This is a genomic window from Spirosoma pomorum (assembly GCF_054776615.1).
Genome location: NZ_BAAHBP010000003.1, coordinates 1 through 22,827, shown reverse-complemented (window position 1 = coordinate 22,827; position 22,827 = coordinate 1). Strand labels below are relative to the sequence as shown.

The 22,827-nt window shown below is 54.8% G+C and carries 22 protein-coding genes; 6 read left to right on the top strand and 16 right to left on the bottom strand.

From position 1 onward, the window contains the following. Window positions 1-171: 171 nt before the first annotated feature. From ACYVAD_RS08180 to ACYVAD_RS08165, 4 genes are all read right to left on the bottom strand, one after another. Complete coding sequence (locus tag ACYVAD_RS08180) at window positions 172-3,900, bottom strand: beta strand repeat-containing protein (protein ID WP_461139006.1); 3,729 nt, start codon at window positions 3,898-3,900, stop codon at window positions 172-174. Next, entirely contained in the window at window positions 3,897-4,043 is a 147-nt protein-coding gene (locus ACYVAD_RS08175) for a hypothetical protein (protein WP_461139005.1), read from the bottom strand. Before ACYVAD_RS08175 ends, ACYVAD_RS08180 begins: the two co-directional genes overlap by 4 nt. 260 nt (window positions 4,044-4,303) lie before the next feature. After that, a complete protein-coding gene (locus tag ACYVAD_RS08170) occupies window positions 4,304-4,696 on the bottom strand; it encodes a hypothetical protein (RefSeq protein ID WP_461139004.1) in 393 nt (130 codons plus the stop codon). Between the two features lie 140 nt (window positions 4,697-4,836). Further along, the gene (locus ACYVAD_RS08165; RefSeq protein ID WP_461139003.1) at window positions 4,837-5,106 is read right to left on the bottom strand and encodes a helix-turn-helix domain-containing protein; all 270 of its coding nucleotides are present in this window, start codon (window positions 5,104-5,106) and stop codon (window positions 4,837-4,839) included. 447 nt (window positions 5,107-5,553) lie between these two features. Between ACYVAD_RS08165 and ACYVAD_RS08160 the strand changes: the two genes are divergently transcribed. The 4 genes from ACYVAD_RS08160 to ACYVAD_RS08145 all read left to right on the top strand — a co-directional run bounded on the left by ACYVAD_RS08160 (window position 5,554) and on the right by ACYVAD_RS08145 (window position 8,675). After that, window positions 5,554-5,940 (top strand): VOC family protein, encoded by a 387-nt coding sequence (locus ACYVAD_RS08160; RefSeq protein WP_461139002.1) that lies wholly within the window; start codon window positions 5,554-5,556, stop codon window positions 5,938-5,940. A 287-nt stretch (window positions 5,941-6,227) separates the two neighbouring features. Then, window positions 6,228-6,638 (top strand): type II RES/Xre toxin-antitoxin system antitoxin, encoded by a 411-nt coding sequence (parS, locus tag ACYVAD_RS08155; protein ID WP_461139001.1) that lies wholly within the window; start codon window positions 6,228-6,230, stop codon window positions 6,636-6,638. Window positions 6,639-6,656: 18 nt separating this feature from the next. Continuing rightward, window positions 6,657-7,145 carry an RES family NAD+ phosphorylase gene (locus ACYVAD_RS08150; protein ID WP_461139000.1) on the top strand — a complete coding sequence of 163 codons (489 nt, stop codon included), beginning with the start codon at window positions 6,657-6,659 and terminating at the stop codon, window positions 7,143-7,145. A gap of 246 nt (window positions 7,146-7,391) precedes the next feature. After that, window positions 7,392-8,675: an amidohydrolase family protein gene (locus ACYVAD_RS08145; protein ID WP_461138999.1), complete on the top strand. Its 1,284-nt coding sequence runs from the start codon at window positions 7,392-7,394 to the stop codon at window positions 8,673-8,675. 82 nt (window positions 8,676-8,757) lie between these two features. Here ACYVAD_RS08145 and ACYVAD_RS08140 read toward each other — a convergent pair whose 3' ends face one another. The 4 genes from ACYVAD_RS08140 to ACYVAD_RS08125 form a co-directional block, all read right to left on the bottom strand. After that, window positions 8,758-9,978, bottom strand: a complete 1,221-nt coding sequence (locus ACYVAD_RS08140; protein WP_461138998.1) for a M43 family zinc metalloprotease — start codon at window positions 9,976-9,978, stop codon at window positions 8,758-8,760. A gap of 12 nt (window positions 9,979-9,990) precedes the next feature. Beyond that, a complete protein-coding gene (locus ACYVAD_RS08135; protein ID WP_461138997.1) occupies window positions 9,991-10,308 on the bottom strand; it encodes a hypothetical protein in 318 nt (105 codons plus the stop codon). A 253-nt stretch (window positions 10,309-10,561) separates the two neighbouring features. After that, window positions 10,562-12,937 (bottom strand): ABC transporter permease, encoded by a 2,376-nt coding sequence (locus tag ACYVAD_RS08130; protein WP_461138996.1) that lies wholly within the window; start codon window positions 12,935-12,937, stop codon window positions 10,562-10,564. A 177-nt stretch (window positions 12,938-13,114) separates the two neighbouring features. Next, window positions 13,115-13,780, bottom strand: a complete 666-nt coding sequence (locus ACYVAD_RS08125) for a recombinase family protein (protein WP_461138995.1) — start codon at window positions 13,778-13,780, stop codon at window positions 13,115-13,117. 141 nt (window positions 13,781-13,921) lie between these two features. On the opposite strand from ACYVAD_RS08125, the gene ACYVAD_RS08120 reads away from it, so the two are divergent. Together ACYVAD_RS08120 and ACYVAD_RS08115 are read left to right on the top strand one after the other, a co-directional pair. Continuing rightward, entirely contained in the window at window positions 13,922-14,350 is a 429-nt protein-coding gene (locus ACYVAD_RS08120; RefSeq protein ID WP_461138994.1) for an antitoxin Xre/MbcA/ParS toxin-binding domain-containing protein, read from the top strand. Between the two features lie 3 nt (window positions 14,351-14,353). Then, window positions 14,354-14,821 (top strand): RES family NAD+ phosphorylase, encoded by a 468-nt coding sequence (locus ACYVAD_RS08115; protein WP_461138993.1) that lies wholly within the window; start codon window positions 14,354-14,356, stop codon window positions 14,819-14,821. Window positions 14,822-15,134: 313 nt separating this feature from the next. Here the strand turns inward: ACYVAD_RS08115 and ACYVAD_RS08110 are convergent, their stop codons facing one another. The 8 genes from ACYVAD_RS08110 to ACYVAD_RS08075 form a co-directional block, all read right to left on the bottom strand. Further along, window positions 15,135-16,259: an LLM class flavin-dependent oxidoreductase gene (locus ACYVAD_RS08110; RefSeq protein ID WP_461138992.1), complete on the bottom strand. Its 1,125-nt coding sequence runs from the start codon at window positions 16,257-16,259 to the stop codon at window positions 15,135-15,137. A gap of 89 nt (window positions 16,260-16,348) precedes the next feature. Further along, window positions 16,349-17,260 (bottom strand): aldo/keto reductase, encoded by a 912-nt coding sequence (locus tag ACYVAD_RS08105; RefSeq protein WP_461139170.1) that lies wholly within the window; start codon window positions 17,258-17,260, stop codon window positions 16,349-16,351. Window positions 17,261-17,425: 165 nt separating this feature from the next. Continuing rightward, window positions 17,426-18,268 (bottom strand): aldo/keto reductase, encoded by an 843-nt coding sequence (locus ACYVAD_RS08100; RefSeq protein WP_461138991.1) that lies wholly within the window; start codon window positions 18,266-18,268, stop codon window positions 17,426-17,428. Window positions 18,269-18,295: 27 nt separating this feature from the next. After that, window positions 18,296-19,204 (bottom strand): NmrA family NAD(P)-binding protein, encoded by a 909-nt coding sequence (locus ACYVAD_RS08095; RefSeq protein ID WP_461138990.1) that lies wholly within the window; start codon window positions 19,202-19,204, stop codon window positions 18,296-18,298. 94 nt (window positions 19,205-19,298) lie between these two features. Further along, the gene (locus ACYVAD_RS08090; protein WP_461138989.1) at window positions 19,299-20,045 is read right to left on the bottom strand and encodes an NADPH-dependent F420 reductase; all 747 of its coding nucleotides are present in this window, start codon (window positions 20,043-20,045) and stop codon (window positions 19,299-19,301) included. 71 nt (window positions 20,046-20,116) lie between these two features. Then, a complete protein-coding gene (locus ACYVAD_RS08085; protein WP_461138988.1) occupies window positions 20,117-20,911 on the bottom strand; it encodes an NADPH-dependent F420 reductase in 795 nt (264 codons plus the stop codon). A gap of 126 nt (window positions 20,912-21,037) precedes the next feature. Next, window positions 21,038-21,289: an ArsR/SmtB family transcription factor gene (locus ACYVAD_RS08080; RefSeq protein WP_461138987.1), complete on the bottom strand. Its 252-nt coding sequence runs from the start codon at window positions 21,287-21,289 to the stop codon at window positions 21,038-21,040. A 406-nt stretch (window positions 21,290-21,695) separates the two neighbouring features. After that, window positions 21,696-22,487, bottom strand: a complete 792-nt coding sequence (locus tag ACYVAD_RS08075) for a hypothetical protein (RefSeq protein ID WP_461138986.1) — start codon at window positions 22,485-22,487, stop codon at window positions 21,696-21,698. Window positions 22,488-22,827: the final 340 nt, after the last annotated feature.

The window sequence follows — 22,827 nt, the reverse complement described above, 5'->3', positions numbered from 1 at the left end:
ACAAGAAGAATTTTCGTGTTCTTGATATGGGCGTTTAAAAAGATGGGCAACCCAGCGTCCTTGGTGCGCGAAGTGACTTTCTGCCGCGGCGACCAATGGCCAAACCAAACAGTCAAGCCCGAATCAGTGACGATGCGGGCTTGACTAAACTATAACCTGATCTTCCTGTCGCTAGGGCCGCACCAGCTTGAGCTGCTGATGCTGGCCAGGCGTGCTGACCCGCAAAAGCAGTACCCCGCTGCTAGCACCCAAGGGCAAACGCACCCGTTCCAGGCTGCTCGCCTGATCAATCCGCTGCCCGGTCACTGACTTGCCCTGCATATCCACCACATCGAGCTGTAGGGGTTGGCCGCTGGCCCCGCTGATCTCAACCTCGGCCGTGCTTCCTTCCACCGGATTGCCCAGTACCCGAACCTGCAAGCGATTCCCCGCTTCGCCACTACCCACTCGAGCCGCTGGGTTGCACCCGGCTAGCCAGTTGTAGCGGAACGTGCTCACCGCTGTCCCCTGTTGGGCGCTGAGCGTAATGCTCGGATTGTCGGTGTACAGCCTTAGGCTGTAGGGACCCGGATTCGTGGTGGGGGCCAGTTCGTTAACCACCGAGAAGCTGATGGGCGCCCCACTCACCCCCCCGTACTGGGGGGTGAAACTCAGCCGACGCTCGCCCGCACTGAGCACCTGACAGCTCACCGTCGAGACACCCACGATGGCAAAACCCGTCGGCGGGGTCACCGGCATGGGACTCACCGTTAATTGAAAGCTGGTGCCAACCTGCAGACCACCCGGATCCAGCGCCGTCACAGTGACGGTGCTCACGCCGGTCTGAGAAGGTGTCCCGCTGATCACCGAGCCCGTTAGCCCTAAGCCCGCGGGCAAGCCCGAAGTCTGAAAGCTTAGCTGCTGGCCGTCGGGGTCCGAGAAATAACTCGTCAACGCTAACTGATAGCCCTGGCCCTGCACCAGGGTCTGATTAGGAATACCCGTGGTGGTGGGGGGCTGGTTGGGGCTGGTGCCGCTCTGGCAGGAAGCCAGCCAGTTGTAGGCGAAGCGGGCCTCCCCGTTCCCCGCCTGAGTCGCCACCAGGGTGATCACTGAGTTATCGGTGTACAAGCGTAGCGAGTAGGGGGCCGGGACCGTCGTGGGGGCCAGCTCGTTGACCACCGAAAAGGTAATGGGACTACTGGTCTGGCCCGTATACTGGGGGGTGAACTGCACCTGGTACTCGCCCCGGGCGGGATTGGTCAGCTGGCAGTTGACCATACTCACCCCCGTGATGGCAAAGCCCCCGGGCCGGATCTGCACGCTCAGCGGGGTGGACGAGCTGCTGGTGCAGCCGTTCAGGGTACAGGTGGCCGAGAGGGTATAGTTACCCGGCTGGGCCAGGGTGTAGGTGTTGCCGTTGGCTTGTCCCGTTCCGCCTAGGGCCGTCCAGTTGATCACTCCGCCCGGGCAGCCACCAGCTGTGACGGTAACGGGCTGGTTGGTGGTCGTCGGGGCGGGGCTAGCCGACAGGGTGGGCGCCGAGGGGGCCGTGGTGGTGCCGCTCACCGTGGCCATAGCCATGGCCACACAGCCGTTGGCACTCGTTGCCGTCACCGAGTAGGTACCCGCCACGCTCACCGAGATGCTGGTGGTGGTCTGGCCCGTGCTCCAGGTCAGGCTACTGGCCGACGAGTTGGCCGTTAGCAGCACCCGGGGGGCAGCGCAGGTCAGCGTGGCCGTGGCGGGGTCGATGCTCAGGGTGGGCTGGCTATTGTCCTGCCCCACCACCACGCTGGCGGTGCTGGTGCACCCCGTAGCGGTATTGGTCACCGTTACCGAGTAGGTACCCGCCAGGTTCACCATGGCTGCGTTGCTTGTTCCTAGCTGGGTGGCCCCGCTGCTAAAACGGTAGCTCAGGTCGTTGCCCGGGTTGGCCGTCAAGGTCACACTGGTGACCCTACAGCTCAGCTCGCTGCTGGCGACCAGCGTAGCGGGGGGCGTCGTCTGGTTTGATTCGATCAGAACCGGGCTACTGGTGGCCGAGCAGCCGTTGGCCCCCGTGGCCGTCACCGAATAGGTGCCCGCGGTGCTCACCGTGATACTGGGCGTGGTCGCTCCGTTGCTCCAGCGCAGGCTAGGCGCACTGGTGTTTGCCGTTAGGGTTAGGCTTGGATTGCCACAGGTGAGCGTACCGCTGGCAGGACTGATTGATACCGAAGGGGGCGTCTGATCGCTGCTCACCAGGGCGCTGGCCGTGGCCAGGCAGCCATTGCTGCCCGTCAGCGTCACCGAGTAGATGCCGGCCGTGGTCACCGGGATGGTGGCCGTTTGTGCTCCCGTGTTCCAGCGGAAAGAGCCGGTGCCTATCGCCCTCAGCGTGGCGGTTGGACTCGCGCAGGTCAGGGTGGCACTGGCCGGATCAATGCTGACCGGGGGCACGCTTTGGTCACCGGTGACGGTGGTGCTGGCGACACTAGTGCAACCGTTGCCCGCCAGTACTGTCACCGAGTACACACCCGCCGTGGTAACGGTGGCCTGGTTGGTGGTGCCCAGCTGCGATGCCCCCGGGCTGAACCGATACGCCTGCCCGCCGGGACTGGCCGTCAGCGTGACGCTGGTCAATGAACAACTGAGCGTACCACTGCTGGCTAAGCTAGCCGCGGGAGTCGTGTTGTCCTGGCTGATGGCGATACTCGTCGTGCTGGTGCAGCCCGCACTAGTCACCGTCACCGAGTAGGTTCCCGGTGCATTCACCACGGCCTGGTTACTGCCCTGACTGACAATACCCGGTCCGCTGAAGCTGTAGCTGGTGCCGCCCCCCGCCGTGAGCGTCAGGCTGGTCTGGGTACAACTGAGCACCGGCGAGGGGGAAGCCGTCAGGGTGGCTACCGGCTGGGCATTGACCGTTAGCTGGGCGCTGGCGGTAGCCGAGCAACCGTTGCCAGCAGATGTTCCCCGCACCGAGTAACTAGTGGATTCGTTGGCCACGACGCTGATGCTAGCCGTAGTAGCCCCCGTGTTCCAGGTGTAGGCGTCAGCCCCTGAGGCCGTGAAGGTCGCCGTTTGCCCCTGGCAGAGGGTCTGATTGGCGGGATTGATGCTTACACTGGGAGCGGTGGTATTGCTCTGTACCGTGGTGGTGGTGAAGGACGAGCAGCCGTTGGCACTCACCGTCACAGTGTAGGTACCCGCCTGAGTGACGCGGGCCGTGTTGCCGCCGTTCACTTGGGTAGCCCCCGCACTAAAGACGTAGCTGCCGCCCCCGCCCGCCGTCAGGGTCACACTGGGTTTGGTACAGGTGATCGGGCCGTCATTGCCCAGGGTGGCCGTAGGGGGTTGGGTAGCGGTGATCACCGCCGACCCTGTCATCGTCTGCTGGCAGGACGTACTCGTGTTGGTTGCCCGCACCGTATAGGTGCCGGCGGGTTGAGGGCCAAAGGTCAGGGCACTACCCGTACCCGGCAGGGGGCTGCCCAGGGGCGTGCCGCTTTGTAGGAGTTGGTAGCTGACCCCACTCTGTGATCCTGACAGACCCACCGCTTGTCCCGTAGCATTAGCGCAGTAGGAGCCGCCACCGGTCACGTTGTACTGGGTAGGCAGGGCATTGATGGTCACCGTTCTGGGGCCGGCTGTAGCCTGCTGACCGTTGCTGACCACTCGTAGCGAATAATTTCGCACCCCAGGGGAATCGTATGCGAAGCGAATAGCCGCCGGGTTATCTGACGTGGTTAACCGGTAGGTATCCCCCGAGTTGGTCTCGGTCAGCGTGTAGGAGTAGCTACCCGAGACGTTACCAACGGTGAAGCTAGCCGTGATGGCATCCCCTACGCAGGCGGAAGCGGGGCCAACGGTAAAGTTAGTAATGGTAGGTGGTGGTGGTGTATAGCTGATGACGACCAGACCGTTCCCCGTATTCACACCCGCAGTATTGGTTTGATTCGTGCCAGCGTTGTAGGAACCACCACCACCACCACCACCGGAGTAGCCACCCCCACCCCCGCCAGAGCCTGTGCCCGTACCGCTACCACCGCCCCCAAAACCGCCCAGACCAAAAATATCATTGTTGGTTGAGCCAGCTCCTCCATTAATGAAAGCTTTGCCACCCTGAGATGTTTCTGAGACCCCGTTTCGATTACTACTGCCTCCGTCGGTTAACAGCCCCCCACCCCCGGCAGCGGCTCCATTGACGGCGGGTCCACCCTGACCACTGCTTCCCCCATTGGCTCCACCTGTGCGACCGGCCTGACCATCTTTAGTGGCGAGATCGTTACTGGTCCCACTACCGCCCCCACCGCCCGCGATAATAAGGGGCTCGTTTGCGTCAGTAGTAACAAAGGAGCCGCCCGCCCCCGCCCCCGTTGCGGTTAGGGCTTTTTTGACCCACCAAGATTTTAAGGGTTTGTCCAGCGTTCACGGGAATAACACCGGCGATAAAAGCTCCTTTACCCGCCGAGTAAATTGTAGGATTGCCAAATTGAGAAGGCCCGTAACCGCCTTCTCCTCCTCGGGCGGTTATAGTCAATGAGGTTACACCCAAAGGTACCTGCCAAGTCACGATCTGACCGGTATAGGAAAAACTCTGCGTCGTGGTTACCGCCCCGTTCTGAGCCAGTAACCGAACTGACATAATCAATGTGCAATAGAGCAACCCACTTAACCGCAGCCAGCCCGGCCGGGTAAGGTGAAACGTCGCGTACGTAGTTGTTGAGTCCATAGAGTACCGGGCAGGGGGTTAGTCAACCTGCCGGGGCAAAACTAGGCTTAAACCTGGCCGGGGGGTTAGTACAAATGTTACATCGACTAGTAAAGATGTTACCTTGACCCAAAAAATGGGGCTTTTTTTGCCCCCCAGGGCTACTTGGCGGGTGTAGGCTCCTGGCCCCGCTGGTAGGCAGTGGGCGTCAGGCCGTATGGCTCACGGAAGCAGCGGGCAACGTAGCTGGCGCTCTCGAAGCCCACCGCGTCGGCCACATCGGCCACCGACTGGCCCGCACGCAGGCGCTGGCGGGCCAGTCCCAGTCGGTAGTTGCGCAGCAATTCGGTGACGGTGTATCCGGAGAGGGCTTTGACTTTTCGGTAGAGCTGCACCCGGTTCACGTGCAGGGCACTGGCCAGCTCGTCCACGTCAAACTGGGCGTTGTTGAGGTGTTGATCCAGTACCTGCTGCAGCGCCGTCCTGAACGGATCATCCGTCCCCGACCAGTAAGCAACCTTACCAACTGGGCTAGAGTCCGCAGGTCCACCCGTAAAGCAGGGTTGACCTATACTAGCAAACCGATTGTCTCTTTGTCTCTGGAAAACGCTCCAAAGCGGGACAAGAGGAGTTTTCGTGTCTTTGATCCGAGCATGTCGGTAGACTGCCCTTTAGGCCAAAGGCTATCAATCAAATTCGATAGCTCCTTTATAGTGGGCTAGCAGTTAGCGTAGCTTCCTTATACCACAAAATGAACCACTCGCTTTGATCAGTGAGGTAATAGCGAATCAGAACCGGCTAATGCAGCATCTAACTTCGGCCTGGCAACGGCCTAACTTTGCCATCTTTAACGACTATCGCTGACATTTTACTAGTTTATGAAGGCCGATCACTGTGGGTTCCAGGTTAAGAATATGGATAAAGCCATCGCGTTTTATACCGACATGTTAGGCTTTCAGCTTGATCATCGAGCGGTCAATCAGGAAGAGCAGGAAGAGTATGCCTTTTTATCGTTAGGGACGGCTCGATTAGAGTTAATTCAGGATTTAGTGAATGAGTATGTTCTTCCCGAGATCAAAAAGCCATTCTGTCCTCATTATTGCCTAGAAATCAGCGACATGGAGACTTCCTTAACTGACTTAAAAACTAAAGGTATTCCCATTGTTAAAGGCCCCTTGCTGATTGAGCAGGAAGAGACTTGGGTCTATTTTGCCGATCCTGACAATAACATCTTGGAGTACATTCAGTGGTTCAACAAGAAGTAGGTTCCACCCGGCTGGCAGAACGTTGGGGCTGCTGGGTTCATAGAGCAGCTAAATTATTTGTTGTTCCCTCAGTAATCGGTAGTATACGTTCTATCTCTGAGAACAGCCAGGCTGTAAAAACTGCTCAAACGTTAGTTAATCATCTTTTCAAACGCTCCTGTTCGAGAAGAAAGAGGGATTATATCTCTGCTATTAAAAGGGGAGTATGTTATGTCAGTTCGCCTGACCAAGCTGAACTTTGTGCGCCATATTGCGGTTATACCACCGACATAGTTCAGTGATCTCTTATGGCTTATATAACTCTTCCCGCCCATACAGCTGTTTACCCGCCCTACACGGTGATTGATAAGTCCCGCCAAGGAGTGCTTCGGGCTGAAGCGGACCAAGTGGCGGCTTTGGTTGGTTTGACTGATCTAGAAATGGCACGTATCCTCAACATGTCTGATCGTAATCTGCACCGGATCAAGCCGCAGGATCGACTATCACGTGATGCCTCTGAGCGGTTACTTTTATTGACGAATCTGCTCCGGCATGGCTTAGCGGTCTTTGACGAGGATGCTCAGACACTAGCCGACTGGTTACATGCCCCGATTCGAGAGCTCAACACGCAATCTCCTCTGCAACTGCTAGACACGACGACGGGCTTTGGCCTGGTTGATGACGTGTTGGGCCGAATTGAACATGGTATTGTTGGCTAAACTAGCCACTGACCCGGCATGCTCACTGTTTATCGAACCGTAAAAGCAACATACAGCAACCAACCGCTGGCTACCGAAGGAGCTCGTTTGTTCGGTGGCCGCTGGAACCCCAAAGGCTTTCCTTTACTATATACAACCTCCTCGCCGGCTTTAGCGTTGGTTGAGTCGTTGGTCCACCAGCCTCAGGTAAGATATGCGAAGCTGCCTAAACTGCAGCTGTTCACCTTGAGCATCCCCGATGATGTAACCACATATCCTGTAGAGGAACTCCCTGCCTACTGGCACGAGCAGAGCTATGAGCGCACCCAATGGATACTGCGCGAGTGGTTGGCTAACCCTACAACTTTAGTAGCGGCAGTACCATCGGTGGTGGTACCAATGTCTTACAATTACCTGCTTCATCCGTCACACCCTCGTTTCAAGGAGATTGAAGTCGTCAAGCAAGAATCATTTCCTATTGAGCGCCGGCTATGGCGCGATGAGGAGCAGAGCACCGAATCAGACTAGGCGTCAACGTGGAGACGATGGCTATCCTTAAAACGATTCTGCTAGCGGAGGCAGGTCAGTTTACCCGCTCAATCCGCCCGCCAATCTAGGGTTATCTATGTTGGATGGAAGTAAATGAAGGAGGAGCAACGAAGGAGACTGTGTCATAAATGGGGCGTTTTACAAGTCGGACTAAACACTACTACCAGCAAGGGAAAGATTGTATACTTTAGCCAGCCATAATTAGACGGAATACCGCTACTGCCCATGAGGAAAGCCCTAATCCTACTTTTTTCGCTCACTATAGCTATTGCCTGGGGGCAGCAGCCAACCCGATATGTCATCAAAACCGGCAAACTTTTCGACTCTGAAAAAAAGCAATTTCTCCGCAATCAATTCATCGTTGTCGAAGCTAATAAAATCATTAAGGTGGGACCCTCGGCAGATGACTACCGGCCAACCAGTCAATTTATCGACCTTTCCAAGTCAACGGTCATACCCGGGCTGATAGATTCCCATACTCATCTGCTCTTTATGCAGAAAAGTGGTACCCCTATGGAAAACGATCTCATTGAGCATTCCGATGGGGATCGGCTACTTCGAGGAGCTGGTATCGCCAAATCCTATTTAGAGGCTGGTATAACGACCGTCAGGGACCTAGGCAATTCGGGTCAATACTTAGATGTAGCCTTAAAAAGGGCAATCGACAAAAGCTGGGTTTGGGAGCCGCGCATGTTGGTGTCAGGACCCATCATCAGCCCGCCCAATGGGCAATTTGGCAAACTGGCTTACCTGCATAAAGCACTGCCTGCCCAGGAATACTCCATTGTTAAAAGCGTTGATGAAGCCCGCAGCGCTGTCAAAGAGCATCAGCTCAACGGAGTCGATATCATTAAGATTTGCGCCACCAACGATAACGGATTGGTCCTATCGCCTGAGCAGATGCGAGCGATTGTGGAGGTGGCCCACCAAAACGGTTTAAAAGTAACCGCTCACGCAACCTACGATGAGATCATTCGAGATGCCGTTGAGGCCGGAGTGGATGGCATTGAGCATGGCTACGGGATATCGGACAGCACCTTACAGTTGATGGCTCGAAAAGGCACGTATCTGGTTCCAACCGATGGCTCTTATGCGGGCTATAAAGGCATCGTTGATTTGGCCAAGAGTAACATATCCGACCAAGATATCCGGCAAGTTGTGGCCACCAACAAAGATCGCTTACTACGAGCCGTCCGAGCGGAGGTCCGCATTGTATACGGTTCTGATCTATACCTGTATACTCCCAGGGCCGTCGGGTCGGAAGCCAAGAATACGCTTGTTTCGTATGTAGAGGCCGGTCTACCGGTTGTCGATGTTCTTCAGATTGGCACCTACCATGGCGCTTCAGCCATAGGTAAACAGGCGTTAGTAGGCGTCCTAAAAGCAGGGGCTCTGGCGGACATTGTCGCCTTTGATGGCGACTTGGAAACGGACTTTGCGAACGTGCTCTATGACAAGGTGCATTTTGTGATGAAAGACGGAGTGATCTATAAGGGAGCCAACAAGTAAGCGTATTGAATAACGCTCCCTATGAGACAAAGGAGCGTCTGCATGACTGCCGCCTCGTTGGTGCCACAATACGCCAACGAGACTAACGTACAATTGACCCCGCTGCTGCCGCCGTTGACCCCACCCGTCCCCGCCGGCTAGAAGCGGCCCCCTCTGAGTGAGTCGGAAGGTAGTGGCCCCTGTCCAACATCAGCCGCATGAACCTTACTTGATCCTGGGTAAAGCTACGCCAGCCAGAAGCATAATCCATCAAATTATCCGCCACAAATACCGCCCCCTGGCAGCTGTATTTCTGCCCATGTTCGTCCCGCAAACTGCCCACATATTGGGGCACATCCTCAAACACACTACGGCCCCCACAGCTGGGCCGATACGTATGGGGGAGCCCTAAAAAGTGACCCAGCTCATGGGCAAATGTGCCATTGTCAACCACCCACGAGGAACGGGCTAAATGGATGGCCGGCAACTGATTGACTGACCAGTTGAGGGCCGCTAACTCGTCACACGTGGGCCCCGACTCGGTGGCCGCCGGCAGAACAGGCTGGTAAGCATAATTTGTCTGGGCATCATAGGAAGCAATCCAGTTCAGCCCAACGAAGACGTTGATATACTGGCGGGGGCACCACTTCTTAAGCTGCTCGGCCACGATCCGCTCGGCCTCCGAAGGAGACGCCAGATCGCTACCCACTAAGGCGTGCAGGCCAGCTACCGCCAGCGGCTGACCTTGGGGGTCACTAGGGGCGGGGTAAAATTCTATGGCTGGATCTGCTCGGTTGGGATCGGCCCCGGCTAGCCGCTGGCGATAGAATTGATTGACCGAGGCCAAGAGTCGGGTGGGATCAACCTCAGCGCTCAACCCGTCGGGCACATGGATTACGACGGGAAGCCGAGCGAGCGAGTAGTGGCGGGCGGGGCGGGCTGTCACAGCCAACACTGTCGAGGGGACGCCAAAAAAGGTAGCCTCCAGGCGGTGTATACCCGCCGTCGAGGTCGAAAAAAAAGTCGGCTGGGGCTGGGTCTGGCCGTCGGCCCATAGCTGAGGGGTGGGATAGTCATCGGCGTTCAACCGATTGCCTTGCTTGGTGAGGAGTTCATAGGTCAGTGGTAGCCGACTGATCGAGTCGGCGTTGAGCCAGGGGACAGCGGCTTTGATGCGGACTGTCTGGAGATAATCAGCGGCTTTACTGACGGTAATTATCAGCTGATTGTCGCTGATGCGACTGTCAAGGCGAGCCGAGACGGTGTACTGGCCGGGGGCGGGAAAAACAAAGGAGTTGCCAGCCAGGGGTTGCCCGTTGATCAAGAACTGAGGGGGTTAGTTGAGTGGTCGGAAGAACTGGTTTTGATCGTAGTGATAGAGCTCGAAGCTTAGCTGCCGCTGTAGGGAGTCTTCCCAGAAGTAGACCGGTTTGAGGGGCTGATTTTGGGCCAAGACTAGTTGCAAGGTTGTCCCCTGGGGAAGTTTCTCTTCAGGCTGTCGGCAGCCGACAAGGGCTGTGGTTATGGCTGCTAGCCAACTGATTGACAAAACAAACCGGGTCACCGTATCCATCGTAGCCGTGGGGTTAAGGGGTACGGCTAAAAGCCAGGCGAGCGTGATGTCTACCCAGTCTGGTAGCCGTGGGAAGGGCACTGATTTGTCAATAGGATCACCCCTCAAGACCCAGGTTCTATTATTGATGTGTGTGGGCTGTTATACCAGCCTACCAGGATGCTTCTTTTAGCCGGATAAAACAAAAGAGGGCTTAGCGAAGCAATAGCCGCTCCCATCGAAGACTAGTCGGGTTAATCTCTGTATCAAAATACCCTCACCCATGAAACAGAGGAACTTCTGTGTTATCTACTTCTTAAATTGAGCATTTAAAGAGAATAGCTGATTGGTGATGCTACTCGCTTCTTAAGGACTTTACTGGATTCATTAAAGCCGCTTTGATACTCTGGTAACTCACCGTTACCAACGTAAGCAGTAACGCCCCCACCCCCGACCCCACAAAAATCCACCCCGAGATCGGCGTACGGTAGCTATAGCTTTGCAGCCAATCATGTAGAAAATACCAAGCAATGGGTGACGCTAAAAAGCAACCCAATACAACCAGTCCCACAAAGTCCTTAGCCAGTAGAGTCCATACCGTCAGCACCGTGGCCCCCAGTACTTTGCGAATACCAATTTCTTTGCGCCGTTGTTCGGCCGTGAAGGAGGCTAGCCCGAACATGCCCAAACAGGAGATGAAAATGGCCAAGCTGGCAAACAACGTGGCTAGTTTACCAATCCGCTCTTCTGCGCTAAACTTTTTACTATACTCCTCATCCACAAATTTGTAGACGAAAGGCGTACTGGGGTCATACTGATGGAAGATACCCGCAATTTTAGTCAGTGCTAGGCTGGTGGCTATGGTGGGGGAGAGTTTGAGCGTCAGCACGCCCACCGATGCATCGTATAGGACAAAAAGCGATGGCGTAACCTGCCCAAAGGGGCTGTCCTTGATGAGGTCATTGATAATACCAATGATGGGTAAATCACGACCGTTCCAGTTGATCATCGTATGCAGGGGATCTTTCAGGCCCATCAATTTTAAGGCAGACTGGTTCAGCACCACCCCCGACGAATCGCCCCGGAAAGCCCACGAAAAGTCACGGCCTGCGCTTACTTGCCAGCCGATGGTCTTACCAAACTGGGGGGAGATTTGATTGGTCATGAACAAGGGATGTAAATCGGGCGATTTGCCAGGCCAGGAAACATTGGTCACCCCCGTCTGATCCACCGTCACCGACCCGTTGGAAACGGCCATCTCTTGAATGGCCCCCGTCGCCAGCAAATCGGTTCGCAATGCCTCGAAATGACCCATTAGGGCCGGCGTTCGCATGTTGACCTCGATGAGCCCCTGACGGCTATAGCCCGTAGGCCGGTCTTTGGCATACTTGATCTGGTGGAGCACAACGGCTGTACCAATGATGAGCGTTATCGAGACGGTAAACTGAAAAACAATAAGCGCCTTACGGGGCAGGCTACTCCGCCCCCCAGCGCTGAAACTTCCTTTCAAGACCCGGATGGGCTGAAACGAGGATAAGTAGAGTGCGGGGTAACTAGCCGCAATTAGGCCGGTCAGCAAGCTAAAGCTGACGCCAATCACCCAAAAGTAAGGATTGGTCCAGGGAAGAGAAATCTGTTTGTCAGCCAGTTGATTGAAGAAGGACAAACTCAGTTGCACTAGTACGAGCGCTAGGAGGAAAGCCAGGCTGGTAAACAACAGAGATTCCCCCGCAAACTGGGCAATCAGTTGGCCTCTCAACGAACCGACTACTTTGCGCAGACCCACTTCTTTAGCCCGCTGCTGGGAGCGGGCCGTGGAGAGGTTCATGAAATTGACGCAGGCCAGCAACAGCACAAATCCCCCAATCAAACTAAACAGCCACACAAATTGAATTAATCCCCCGATGTTAACCCCATTGTCGAAATCGGAATACAGGTGCCATTTGGTCATCGGATGCAGGAAGAATTCGGGCTTATACGGCGGTGGGTTGTCGCGTTTGATCCGAACATCTTTGATCTTCGCCGAAGCTTGTTCTAGGGAAGCCCCCGGTTTGAGCTGGGCGAAGACTTGATATGAGTTTTCATCCCAATTATCTTGAGCCTTCTTCGCCCCTGGATTAATTCCCAGGAATAAGGACCAGGGGGCTAGGTAATGCACGGCACTCCAGGTACTGTTAGGGGGGAAGTTCTGGTAAACGCCCGTCACCCGCAGGCTCACTTTACTATCGAGCCGAACCAGCTGATTGAGTGGATTCGTGGAGCCGAAGAGGGTTTTGGCGAGCGAACTGGACAAGATGATCGAGTTGACATCCGCTAAGTTCTGGTGTGGTCCCTGGAGCATGTGAACCCCCATCATGGGCAAGAAATCAGCCTCTACGAATCGACCCGTTGGGGTGAACTGGTTTTCTCCCGCCGTCAACGCCACCTCCCGGTCAGCGGTCGCCAGGGCTACTCGATTAAAGTCAGGATAGTTCTGGCGCAGTTCCCCCGCCATCGGAATTGCGGCTACGTTATAAGCCGCCTTTTCGCCATCAAATTGAACAATCTGCCACACTTGAGCGATGCGATCTGCGTTGGAATTCTGTCGATCAAAGGAGAGTTCATCGTAGACCCAAAGTGCAATCAGAATGGTTACAGCCATGCCCGTAGCTAAGCCAGCGATATTGATGGCCGAGAATACTTTGTAACGGGCCAGGTTTCGCCAAGCGATTTTGACGTAACTGCGTACCATAGTCGTTTTCTAGTAAGCGGTCTGATTGGTCATTTAGAGGCGATGGTCAATTATTGTACCACCCTGCTGAAAAGGTCTCTCCGGCTCAGATACGCCTATTGGTCAAAAGTGCCTGTCCATTTTTGGACATTGACAGTTCGGAAGTGGACAGGATAAAGCGTCTTTTTAAACACCCGTTCAATGAAACAGTATTGCTTGTGAATCAGTATTTATCTTTTCTTCCTGCCAAGCTAGATACCGATAAACCGTCGCTCGGCTGAGGTGAAAGAGTTGACCAATCTCTAAAATCGTATGGGTCCTGAGCCCATGCATGGCTTTGACAGCTCGCGCCTTGACTTGTGCTTCGGTGGAGAGGCCTTTGGGACGTCCACCCACTCGGCCCCGGGCACGAGCAGCTACCAAGCCCGCCTTGGTCCGTTCCCGGATCATGTCGCGCTCAAACTCCGCTAGGGAGGCAAACAGATTGAAAACTAGACGCCCTTGTGCGGTGGTGGTGTCAATGGCATCGTTCAAACTACGAAAGCCAATACCTTTGCGTTGAAAGTCATCGACGAGGGTGAAGAGTTCTTTTAATGATCTGCCCAGACGATCTAGTTTCCAGACGATGACCGTATCCCCTTCCCGAAGAATATCCAGCATTTTTTGGAGTTGCGGGCGGGCCTTGGCTGAAGACACCTTTTCCTGAAACACTCGCTGGCAGCCAGCCTTCGTCAAGTCATCCAGTTGCAGATCGAGGTTTTGGTCTTGCGTTGATACGCGGGCGTAGCCAAATAACATTGCCATGAAATAACCTCCAAAGTGAGTGTTGATATAGATTAACTTGGAAGAGATGCAGGCAGACATCAGTTAGTTGCATTGATTGAAGCAACAGTACCAGTCTGCATAGCAAAATCTATAGATTGTCGTACTCATGCATCCACCAAACTAATTGAGAACTTAATGGAGTGAATTTTTGTAGTTGGCTTAGTTGCAAACTTCATTCCCATGGCCATTGCCCTGCCTTTGTTGCCCCCTAACCAAGCTTTGCTGAACCGCCTTCTGACCGAACAGGAAATTATCGCCCGCAGTCGAGAGGGTGTACTGCGAGCCGAAGCGGACCGCGTAGCGAGTTTAGTCGGCTTGACGGATAAAGAACTGGCCACCATGCTGGGTTTATCAGCTTCGTACCTGCATAGACTAAAGGTCAACCAACGTATTAGTCAGGATGCCTCCGAACGGTTACTGCTGTTAGAGAATCTGCTCCTACACGCCTTAGATACCTTTGACGGACGCGCTTCCACTGTTCTCAATTGGATGCGTTCCCCTTTGAGAGAACTGGATTATCAAACGCCCATCCAGGTGCTGGACACCGTCACAGGCTATAGCTTGGTAGAGCGGGTGTTGGGCCGGATTGACTATGGCATCTTCGGCTAAGTGATGGCTATTGTTTATCGAGTAGTACGGCAGAAATATGCCGCCCACCCGCTGGACGTTACCGGTACCTGGCTCAATGGCGGGCGGTGGAATCCACCGGGTGTTGGCATTCTCTATACAGCAGAACATCCGGCATTAGCATTGGTGGAGATTTTGGTGCACATGCCTCAAGTCCCCTACGATGAGTTGCCCGCGTATCGCTTGTTTAGTCTGGAGTTACCCCCCGATAGTCAGCGCCTATTGGATGCCGCTCAACTACCCTCCTACTGGCAGGCGAACACCTACCATCAAAGTCAGCATATCGCAGCTGATTGGCTAGCTCGGCCCGATGTGTTAGCTTTAGGTGTACCTTCCTCAGTAATGCCTGACGGGATCAATTACCTACTGCATCCAGCTCACAGTAGCTATGCTTCCATTCGGATACTTGACGAGAAGCCTCTGGTGATTGATCCGCGGCTTTGGTCGAAATAAGCCGAGTCATCGTGCAATCAGTACTCCATAGTCAGGCGTGTCGCTCATACCACTTACAGATCTCGAAGAATGGTTGTTAGGCGCCCTTATCATGCCTTCAAACTCCGGCCTTTTTAAGACAAAGTGTTTCGGTAAATGGGCATCTAATTGGACGGCTTGTTTTAGTAACTGTCAACTACAATCCGTAGCACACGTATGGTGACTTCTTTTAATTTAATGACAGACGAGCATGGCCTATACTTAACTAAAGGTGCGCTATCACCATATTCGCGGTGGCATCCATAGCTGTTGCACAAGCACACTGGTTTGGCGATTAGATGGTTCGGAACGCTGGTTTGGGCAGCTCAAGATTTCCCCGCAGCGTGTCGGCCTCATATTCCGTATGGAAGAGGCCGCGTTCCTGCAAAATGGGCACCACTAGCTCAATAAAGTCTTGTAGTCCGTAGGGATGGTCTTGCTGAACCATGAGCATATCGATTGCCCCGGCTTCATACCACTTCTGTATCTCATTGGCGATGCGTTCGGCTGAACCCATGAATAAGGGAACGGGTCGGTGCGAATACGGACCTAAAGAACGGATTGCCTGATACTTCGCGTAGGCCTCGACATCGGTGCGGCCCACGATAGGATTTTGTGCCACTGACCGCACAAAGTCTTCCGGCTGCCTGCCTTTTTCGAGTAGCTTCATTGTCAGCGCATTGGCGAGGGACAAGGTCTCCTCGAAGGTGCTACCGGCCATAAAGACGCCGTCCGTGTAAGAAGTAGCTAGGTCCACAAAGGTGGACGAGCTGCCGGCCATGTACAGAACCGGTCGGCCCTGCACCGAGCGGCTCAAGTTCAGTGGCCCATCCACTGAGAAGTACTTGCCCCGGTAGTTAACCGAGTGCATCTTGCGCGGATTCAGAAAGATACCGCTCTCTTTATCTCGGGGAAAGGCATCATCCTCGTAGGTATCCCACAGGCCCAGCAGAATTTCCAGAAACTCCTTATGCATAGGGTACTGGTCCGCTTTGCCGAGGTGGCCCCGGCTGAAATTTACCATCCCGCCGGGGTTGGACGTGATGGCATTCAGCGAGGCCCGGCCCTTGCTGATTTTGTCCAGCGACAAGACTTGCCGGGCCAGGTTGTAGGGGTCGGTGTAAGAGGTCGAAGCCGTCAGGGAGAGGCCGATGCGCTCCGTTTTCGTGGCGAGGGCCGACATGAGCGTTCCCCCCTCAAACATGCTCAGGTAGTACGGGATGTTGCCGGGGCCGACGTGGCTCACATCGTACAAAAACAGGGTTTCGAATTTGGCCTGCTCCACCAGCTGCGCCTGCTGAATGAAGAAATCGATGTTTTCGCCGGCGTCAGCGGGCATATCGGGGTGGCGCCAGGAGGAAAAATTCCACCCCGGCCCATCAATGACTGCGGCCAGTTTTAACGTTTTTCTGTTGTTCATATCCAGGTGTATATAGGCGTGTTTTTGCCCCGGCAGAACCTGACGCTCACAGGCCGGGCGTCAGGTTCTGCCGGGGCAAACGGCGTTTCCTAAGACGCGTAGGCTGCCCCACTGACGCTGCCCACCGGCAGAATAGCATTCAGTTCTGCTAGCTCTTGCGGATTCAGGGTAATACCGGCCGCAGCCACGTTCTGCTCCAGGTAGGTGCGCCGTTTGGTGCCGGGAATGGGCACGACGCCCTGCGCCAGTACCCAGGCGATAGCCAACTGGGCGGCCGTCACCTGCTTTTGGGTGGCCAGGTCCTTAACTTTCAGCACCAGCGCCAGGTTTTTCTGGAAGTTTTCGCCCTGGTAGCGGGGCAAGCCCCGGCGGAAGTCGGTGGCATCAAAGTCTTCAAACTTGGTAATCTCGCCCGACAAGAAGCCCCGGCCCAGTGGCGAGTAGGCCACGAAACCGATGCCCAGTTCCTGGGTGAGTTGTAGCATACCGTCTTCCTCCGCCCCCCGGTCAAAGAGCGAGTATTCGGATTGCAGGGCCGTGAGCGGGTGCACGGCGTGGGCCCGACGCAGGATATCAGCCGACACTTGCGACAGGCCGATGTAGCGCACTTTGCCTTCTTCCACCAGCCGGCTCATGGCACCCACGGTTTCCTCGATGGGGGTCGCCGGGTCGAGACGGTGCAGGTAGTAGAGGTCGACATAGTCGGTCTTCAGGCCGCGCAACGAGCGTTCGATGGCCTTGCGCACGTATTCGGGGCGGCCGTTGAAGCCGCTGGTCATTTGCTCCTGGTCGTCTACTTCGAAGCCAAACTTGGTGGCGATAGTGTACTGGGCGCGCTGGCCGGCCGTGGCTTTGGCCACTAGCCGCTCGTTGAGCAGGGGGCCGTAGACATCGGCCGTATCCAGGAAGTTGACGCCCAGTTCGCGGGCGCGGTGGATGGTGGCCAGGCTTTCGGCCTCGTCTGGCTGACCGTACAAGCCGGTGCCCGCAAAAGGCGTCATGGCCATACAGCCTAAGCCTTGGGTGGGGACGTGCAGGCCCTGGCTACCCAGGGGTACTTGGGGTAAACTACGCATACTGAGGTGATGAAAAAGTGAAGCAGTAACTAAGTATGTGCTAGTAGGGGGCGATGGTAGCCTCCCGCAGACGGGTCAGGCCACCCCATCCTAGCCGATGCTATCCAGTGCCTGCATGTCCTGCGCGGTGAGTGGCAACGCGGCCGCCTTCATGTTCTCTTCCAGATGGTCGATGCTGCGGGTGCCCGGAATAGGCAGGATGTTGGGGGCATGGTGCAAGAGCCAGCTCAGAGCCAGCTGCCGCACCGAGGCCTGATGCCGCGCGGCTACCTGCTGCACCATTTCAGTATCCTTTACCTCGCCCCCGCCGATGGGAAACCACGGAATGAAGGCAATACCCTGTTCGCGACAATAGGCCAGCACGGGCTCGTGCTCACGGTCGAATAGACTGTAGCGGTTCTGCACCGAGGCCACGGGGAAATGCTGCTGAGCCAGCTTGATTTCCTCCACCGATACTTCCGACAGGCCGACATGCCGCACCAAGCCCTCTTGCCGGGCTTCCGCTAAAAAGGTAAACGTACGCTCGGCGGGCACCCGCGGGTCGATGCGGTGTAACTGATAAAGATCGATGTGATCCAGCTTAAGGCGACGCAGACTGCCGTACAGCGCATCGCGCAAGTGTTGCGGGATGCCATCGTTTAGTAAGCCTTTACTACCCGGACCGAAGCGCACTAAGCCACCTTTGGTGCCGATAACCACGCCGGACGCGTAGGGGTGCAGGGCTTCGGCAATGATTTCTTCCGACACAAAGGGGCCGTACATATCGGCTGTGTCGATGAAATTAGCGCCAAGCTCCACTGCTCGCTGCAACAGCGCCAGCATGGCGGGCCGGTCGGCAGGGGGGCCGTAGAGGCTGGGGCCCGGCACGCGCATTGCGCCAAAGCCAAGCCGGTTAACCGATAAGTCGTTTCCTAGGGAGAACGTGGTTTCCATGTGCAGTTTGTCCGAAGTATGAAAAAATTACGATTCCTTGGTAGCTGACTCCGTAATTGCGGCCTTGTGCTCCTCCAGAAATTCCCGGACTGTCTTGGCAGGCCTGCCCAGCACATAAGGAATATCGTTCTGTACCATCGACATATACGCCATTCGGCCGTCGAGCATCTGGGTCACAAAGTCAATGTTTGCCTTCGTGTACCAGCGCTCCGCCCCATTAGCCAGCAGCGTTTCAACCAGCTCTTTAAAGCCTTCCAGCCCTTTGTTTTCGTGCTTGATGTCAAGGCCGGTAACCTCGCTCAACAACTTTGCAATTTCCTGTCCGTTAAAGCTTTCCACGCTTAACCAGTAGTGCTGCCCACCGTGCCGCTGCGGGCCGTCGAGGAGGGCTTTGGCAGCCACCGCTGCGATATCACTGGAGGCTATGTAGCCGACTCTCCGGTCGTCCCAGTAACTGGTGTAGGTTAAATTCTTCGGAATGTAGAAACTAGTAAACACCTCCATAAACATATTTGGATGGAGGTGGGTCCAGGCAATACCGCTGGCCTCAATGTATTTCTCAATCATCTGGTGCCACGCAAAGTGCGCATCGGTCGTATCCCACTCCGCGAATACGCCTACGTGCACGATATGACTGACGCCGGCTTTCCTGGCTGCATCGACCAACGTTTTGCTCTGCGTAAGCATGGCCACCGTGTAGCCGGTTAATAGAAACACCCGGTCCACACCGGCCAGCGCCAGCGCGAATGTCCTTGGGTCATCCAGATCGAGGTATTTGCAGTCTTTTCCTTCGCGGCTAAGTTGTTCTACCACTTCCTGTTTACGCGAAGTGATTCGTACATTGACACCTTTATTTTCAAGCTCTTTTACAACTTGACGGCCGATCGTTCCGCTGGAGCCCAGGACAAGGATGGTCGGGTTTTGCTTATTTTCCATTTGAGTTTGCAATGAGTTTGTACTAAAAAAATGTAGTATATAGATATAGTTGGTTTGTCGGGCCGTGAGCAACTACGCGGGGTGCTGGGACCAACTACATCTTACCCCGCTGCTTGGCGCGGTTGCCGGCCACCACCTCTTCGCGCGTAGGCCACGCTTCGCGTTGAATCAGCTCCAGGATAATCTCATCGCGTATCTGCGGTGCCTTGCCGGGCACGGCGTTGGCCAGGGCCTGGGTCAGCTCGGGGGCCGTTAGCTCGGTGCAATAGGCCGGCGTGCCCGGCTGCTGCCGCCACGAGTCGGCCAGGCTACCCCCGTCCACCACGTCGTAGCCGAGGTCGTTGCAGAGGTCGGATAGAATTTGTTTGGCGCGCTCATCATCGCCCGCAATGGAGAGGGCAATGCGACCGGCTGTGCCGGGCGCGGTACCGCCAGTGGCAATTGTCTCGGCGAGCAGGTTGTTGAAGGCTTTCAGGATGGGGCGACCCAACTGCTGGGCCGCCAGCACGCTCTCCGGCTGGCCTTGCTCCAGTGTGTCGATTTTCCCATCCCGGTGGGGGTAGTAGTTGCCCGTATCCACCACAATTACCTCAGGGGGTAGCGACCGGAACAAGTCTTTGGGAAACTCGTCAAGCACCTTAAAAGGCACAGCGATAAAAACGAGGTCCACCTCCTGCACCACGTCTTGTAGGGTGGCGGGGCTAGCCCCCAGCTCCTTCGCTTTCCGGGCCAATTCGGCCGGCTGGCGGGTGTTGGTTACTTTCACCTGGTGGCCGAGGGCCGCCAGGTTTTTAGCGAGGGAGCCGCCGACAGGGCCGGTTCCGATGATTCCGATTTTCATGAAATTAAGAATATAGTAAACCGTATTTTAGTCAGTAAGACGCTGGCGTGCGCCACGGCCAGGTAAGTAGGCTACGCTGGCTTTTGCCGGCTGGGATAGCCGTAATAGTGCCGCAACACGTCGATGCCCCGGTCCACAAACCCCGTAGGGTAGTTGCCACTCACGACTATTTGCATGTACTCCTCGCCTAGGTCAGCCAGCTTTTGACTGATGATGTCCCGGTTAGCCGGGGCATCGGTCCGCACGGACCGCGCCCTGGCGGCTATGGCTTCCTCCAACGGCAGGTCGGTGCAGTAGGTTGGGTTACCAGGCTGCTGCCGCCACGAGTCGGTTATGGGGCCTGCATCGTATCCCTCGAAGCCGGTCTGGTTGACCAGTTCGATGACCGTTTGCTTGGCCGCTTCGTCGTCGCCCGATACGCTCAGGGCAATCCGGCCGGGGGTGCCAGCGGGCTGGCCATCGGAAAAAAAGCTGTACGCCCCAATGTTGTTGAAGGCCTTAATAACCGGGTGGCCCAGCACTTGCTCGACCCATGCACTGTTGGTCAGCCCCTGCTCAATAGCGGCTATTTCGCCATCGCGCTCCGGGTAGTAGTTCATCGTTTCTACGATGATGACCTCTTTGGGTATGTCCCGAAAATCGGCTTGCACATCTGGCGTTTTCCCCAACGGAATGGTGAGAATGATAAGCTCCGCCCTCTGCACTGCCTCACGGACGGTCACGGCCGTGACGCCGGTTTGCTGGGCAAAATCCCGCAGTGATTCGGGGCCGCGCGAATTAGCCAGGCGCACTTGGTGGCCGTGCCGTTGTAGTTTGCGGGCAAGGGTCTTGCCGATGTTACCGGCCCCAACAATTCCAATATTCATAGTGCTTTTTATGTAAGGTGCTGTTATTTAATAGGTTATAGGATAATTAATTAATTAATAAATACATAATTAAGTGTTTATCTATTTATTAACAGAAAACCACCGTCGGCCGCCAGTCAAAATGGCTTACATAATTTTTAATGACTGTAGGAAATCTTCTAACTCCTGTAGTTTAGCTGGATTAATCGATATAAACATATTGCGGCCTTCCTTATGAGACTCGATCAACCCTGCATCGGATAGTGCTTTCAAATGTTGGGACATAGACGGTTGGCTAATGGGAACGGCATCAAACAAATCGGCACACCCCCGGTTTGTCCCTTTTGCAATTTCCTTGAGCAGTTGCAGGCGGTGGGGATCGCTGAGGGATTTAGCCATTTTAACGAGGGATTTGGTATCCATTATCTGTCTAGGGTTTAATACATGCGCATCGGTTAATGTATGTCAACCTCTTCAGTCCTGAGTTGGTTCCTGTTTGATATTGAAAATTGGTTTTGAACCGAATAGCTATCGTTGGACAGGTTGTAAAGATTAATTAACATGAGTTCCAGGATCTGCTTAAAGAGCCTAGCTATTTCTTTTTTCAGTTTTTCACAACAGTCTCAAATAAGGCTCTCAAATGAGACGGGGGTGCTGTCTATCATAGACCTGCTTCTTAAACTGTGCGTTTTGTTACACTAAACATATACGCTTCAAAGTAACATCAGTCTCTCAAGCGCAGTAAACGTAAAAGCGCCCGGTCATTTTGACCAGGCGCTTTAATAGTTAATCGCAACGTGTTTCGTTAATACGCTTCGTACTCAAACGTAGCTGTGCTTTGCAAGCGGATTTCAGGCTCTTGGTAGTTAGTGACTACCGACGTTAGCAGCCCTGCGTTATTGTAGGTGTATTGATTCTTTGGATCAATGTAGTTGTTTCGGCTTATCAGTATACCTACGTAGTTTTGAACCGTGTAATAAGGGTTGGGTTTGTCATCATAGGTCGCGTAGGTGTATTTCACAGAGGTAGACAAGGAGATATCGTTGAATTCCGAAATATTACCGTTCACGTAGGAATAGGTCCTAACGGCGGGAAACGGGGTTGGATTGTTGACGGGGTCAGGTGTTGGCTGATCCGTGGTTTTGCTGACCAGTTTTTGCTCGTTGTATTCCAGCGTACGCGTATTGTAGAGCGTAGGATCCGTCTGACCAGTGAATGTGCGGTAGTAACGGATCGTCTTGATCAGACCACTCTGATCATAGTCGAAGGCAATAAGTTGTTTGATGAAATTCGTCCCCGGCACCAGTTGCCCCTCAACACTGGTCAGTTGCCCCTGATTGTTGTAGCTATATAAGAAGGGCTGGCCCACGTCGGGCAGGAAATTAGCGCTACCACTGGCGTAATCGACCCGCTTCTCGACCCTGCCGGCACTGTTATAGAAGTACTCACTGGCACTAGAAGCGCGGGACGCGGAGGTGCGTATTTTTTTAATCCGGTATTGGGTCGTTGCCACCGGGGGCAGGTGGTCGGCGCAGGAAAAGAGCGTCGCAATCATAATCAGGCACATGGCCCACTTGAGTAGAACATTGGCTTGCATTGGGTAATTGATTATGGAGTAAAATTCGCGTCTTATTACGCGCCAAGATAGCAGACCCAATCCGATTGTAAAGCGTTGTGAGACTAAGTAAATAAAAAATGCGAAACCTTATCCTTAAAGCGGGGATAGGGCCAAGAAGCAGGTGAACGATCGCTAGTCTATTTACTGATTGTCCCAGTATCAATGGTCAAACTGATAGTCTATCCTGCCAGGTAGCGCGGATAAGATTCTCTAGCGTGCTGTGGTCCTTATCTCTTTGACGCACCTCCTTGAGATGGTCTAATAAATCGGGACACTGCAAGTGCTTAACTTCGCAGAGTCGTGAAAGAGCAAAAAAACA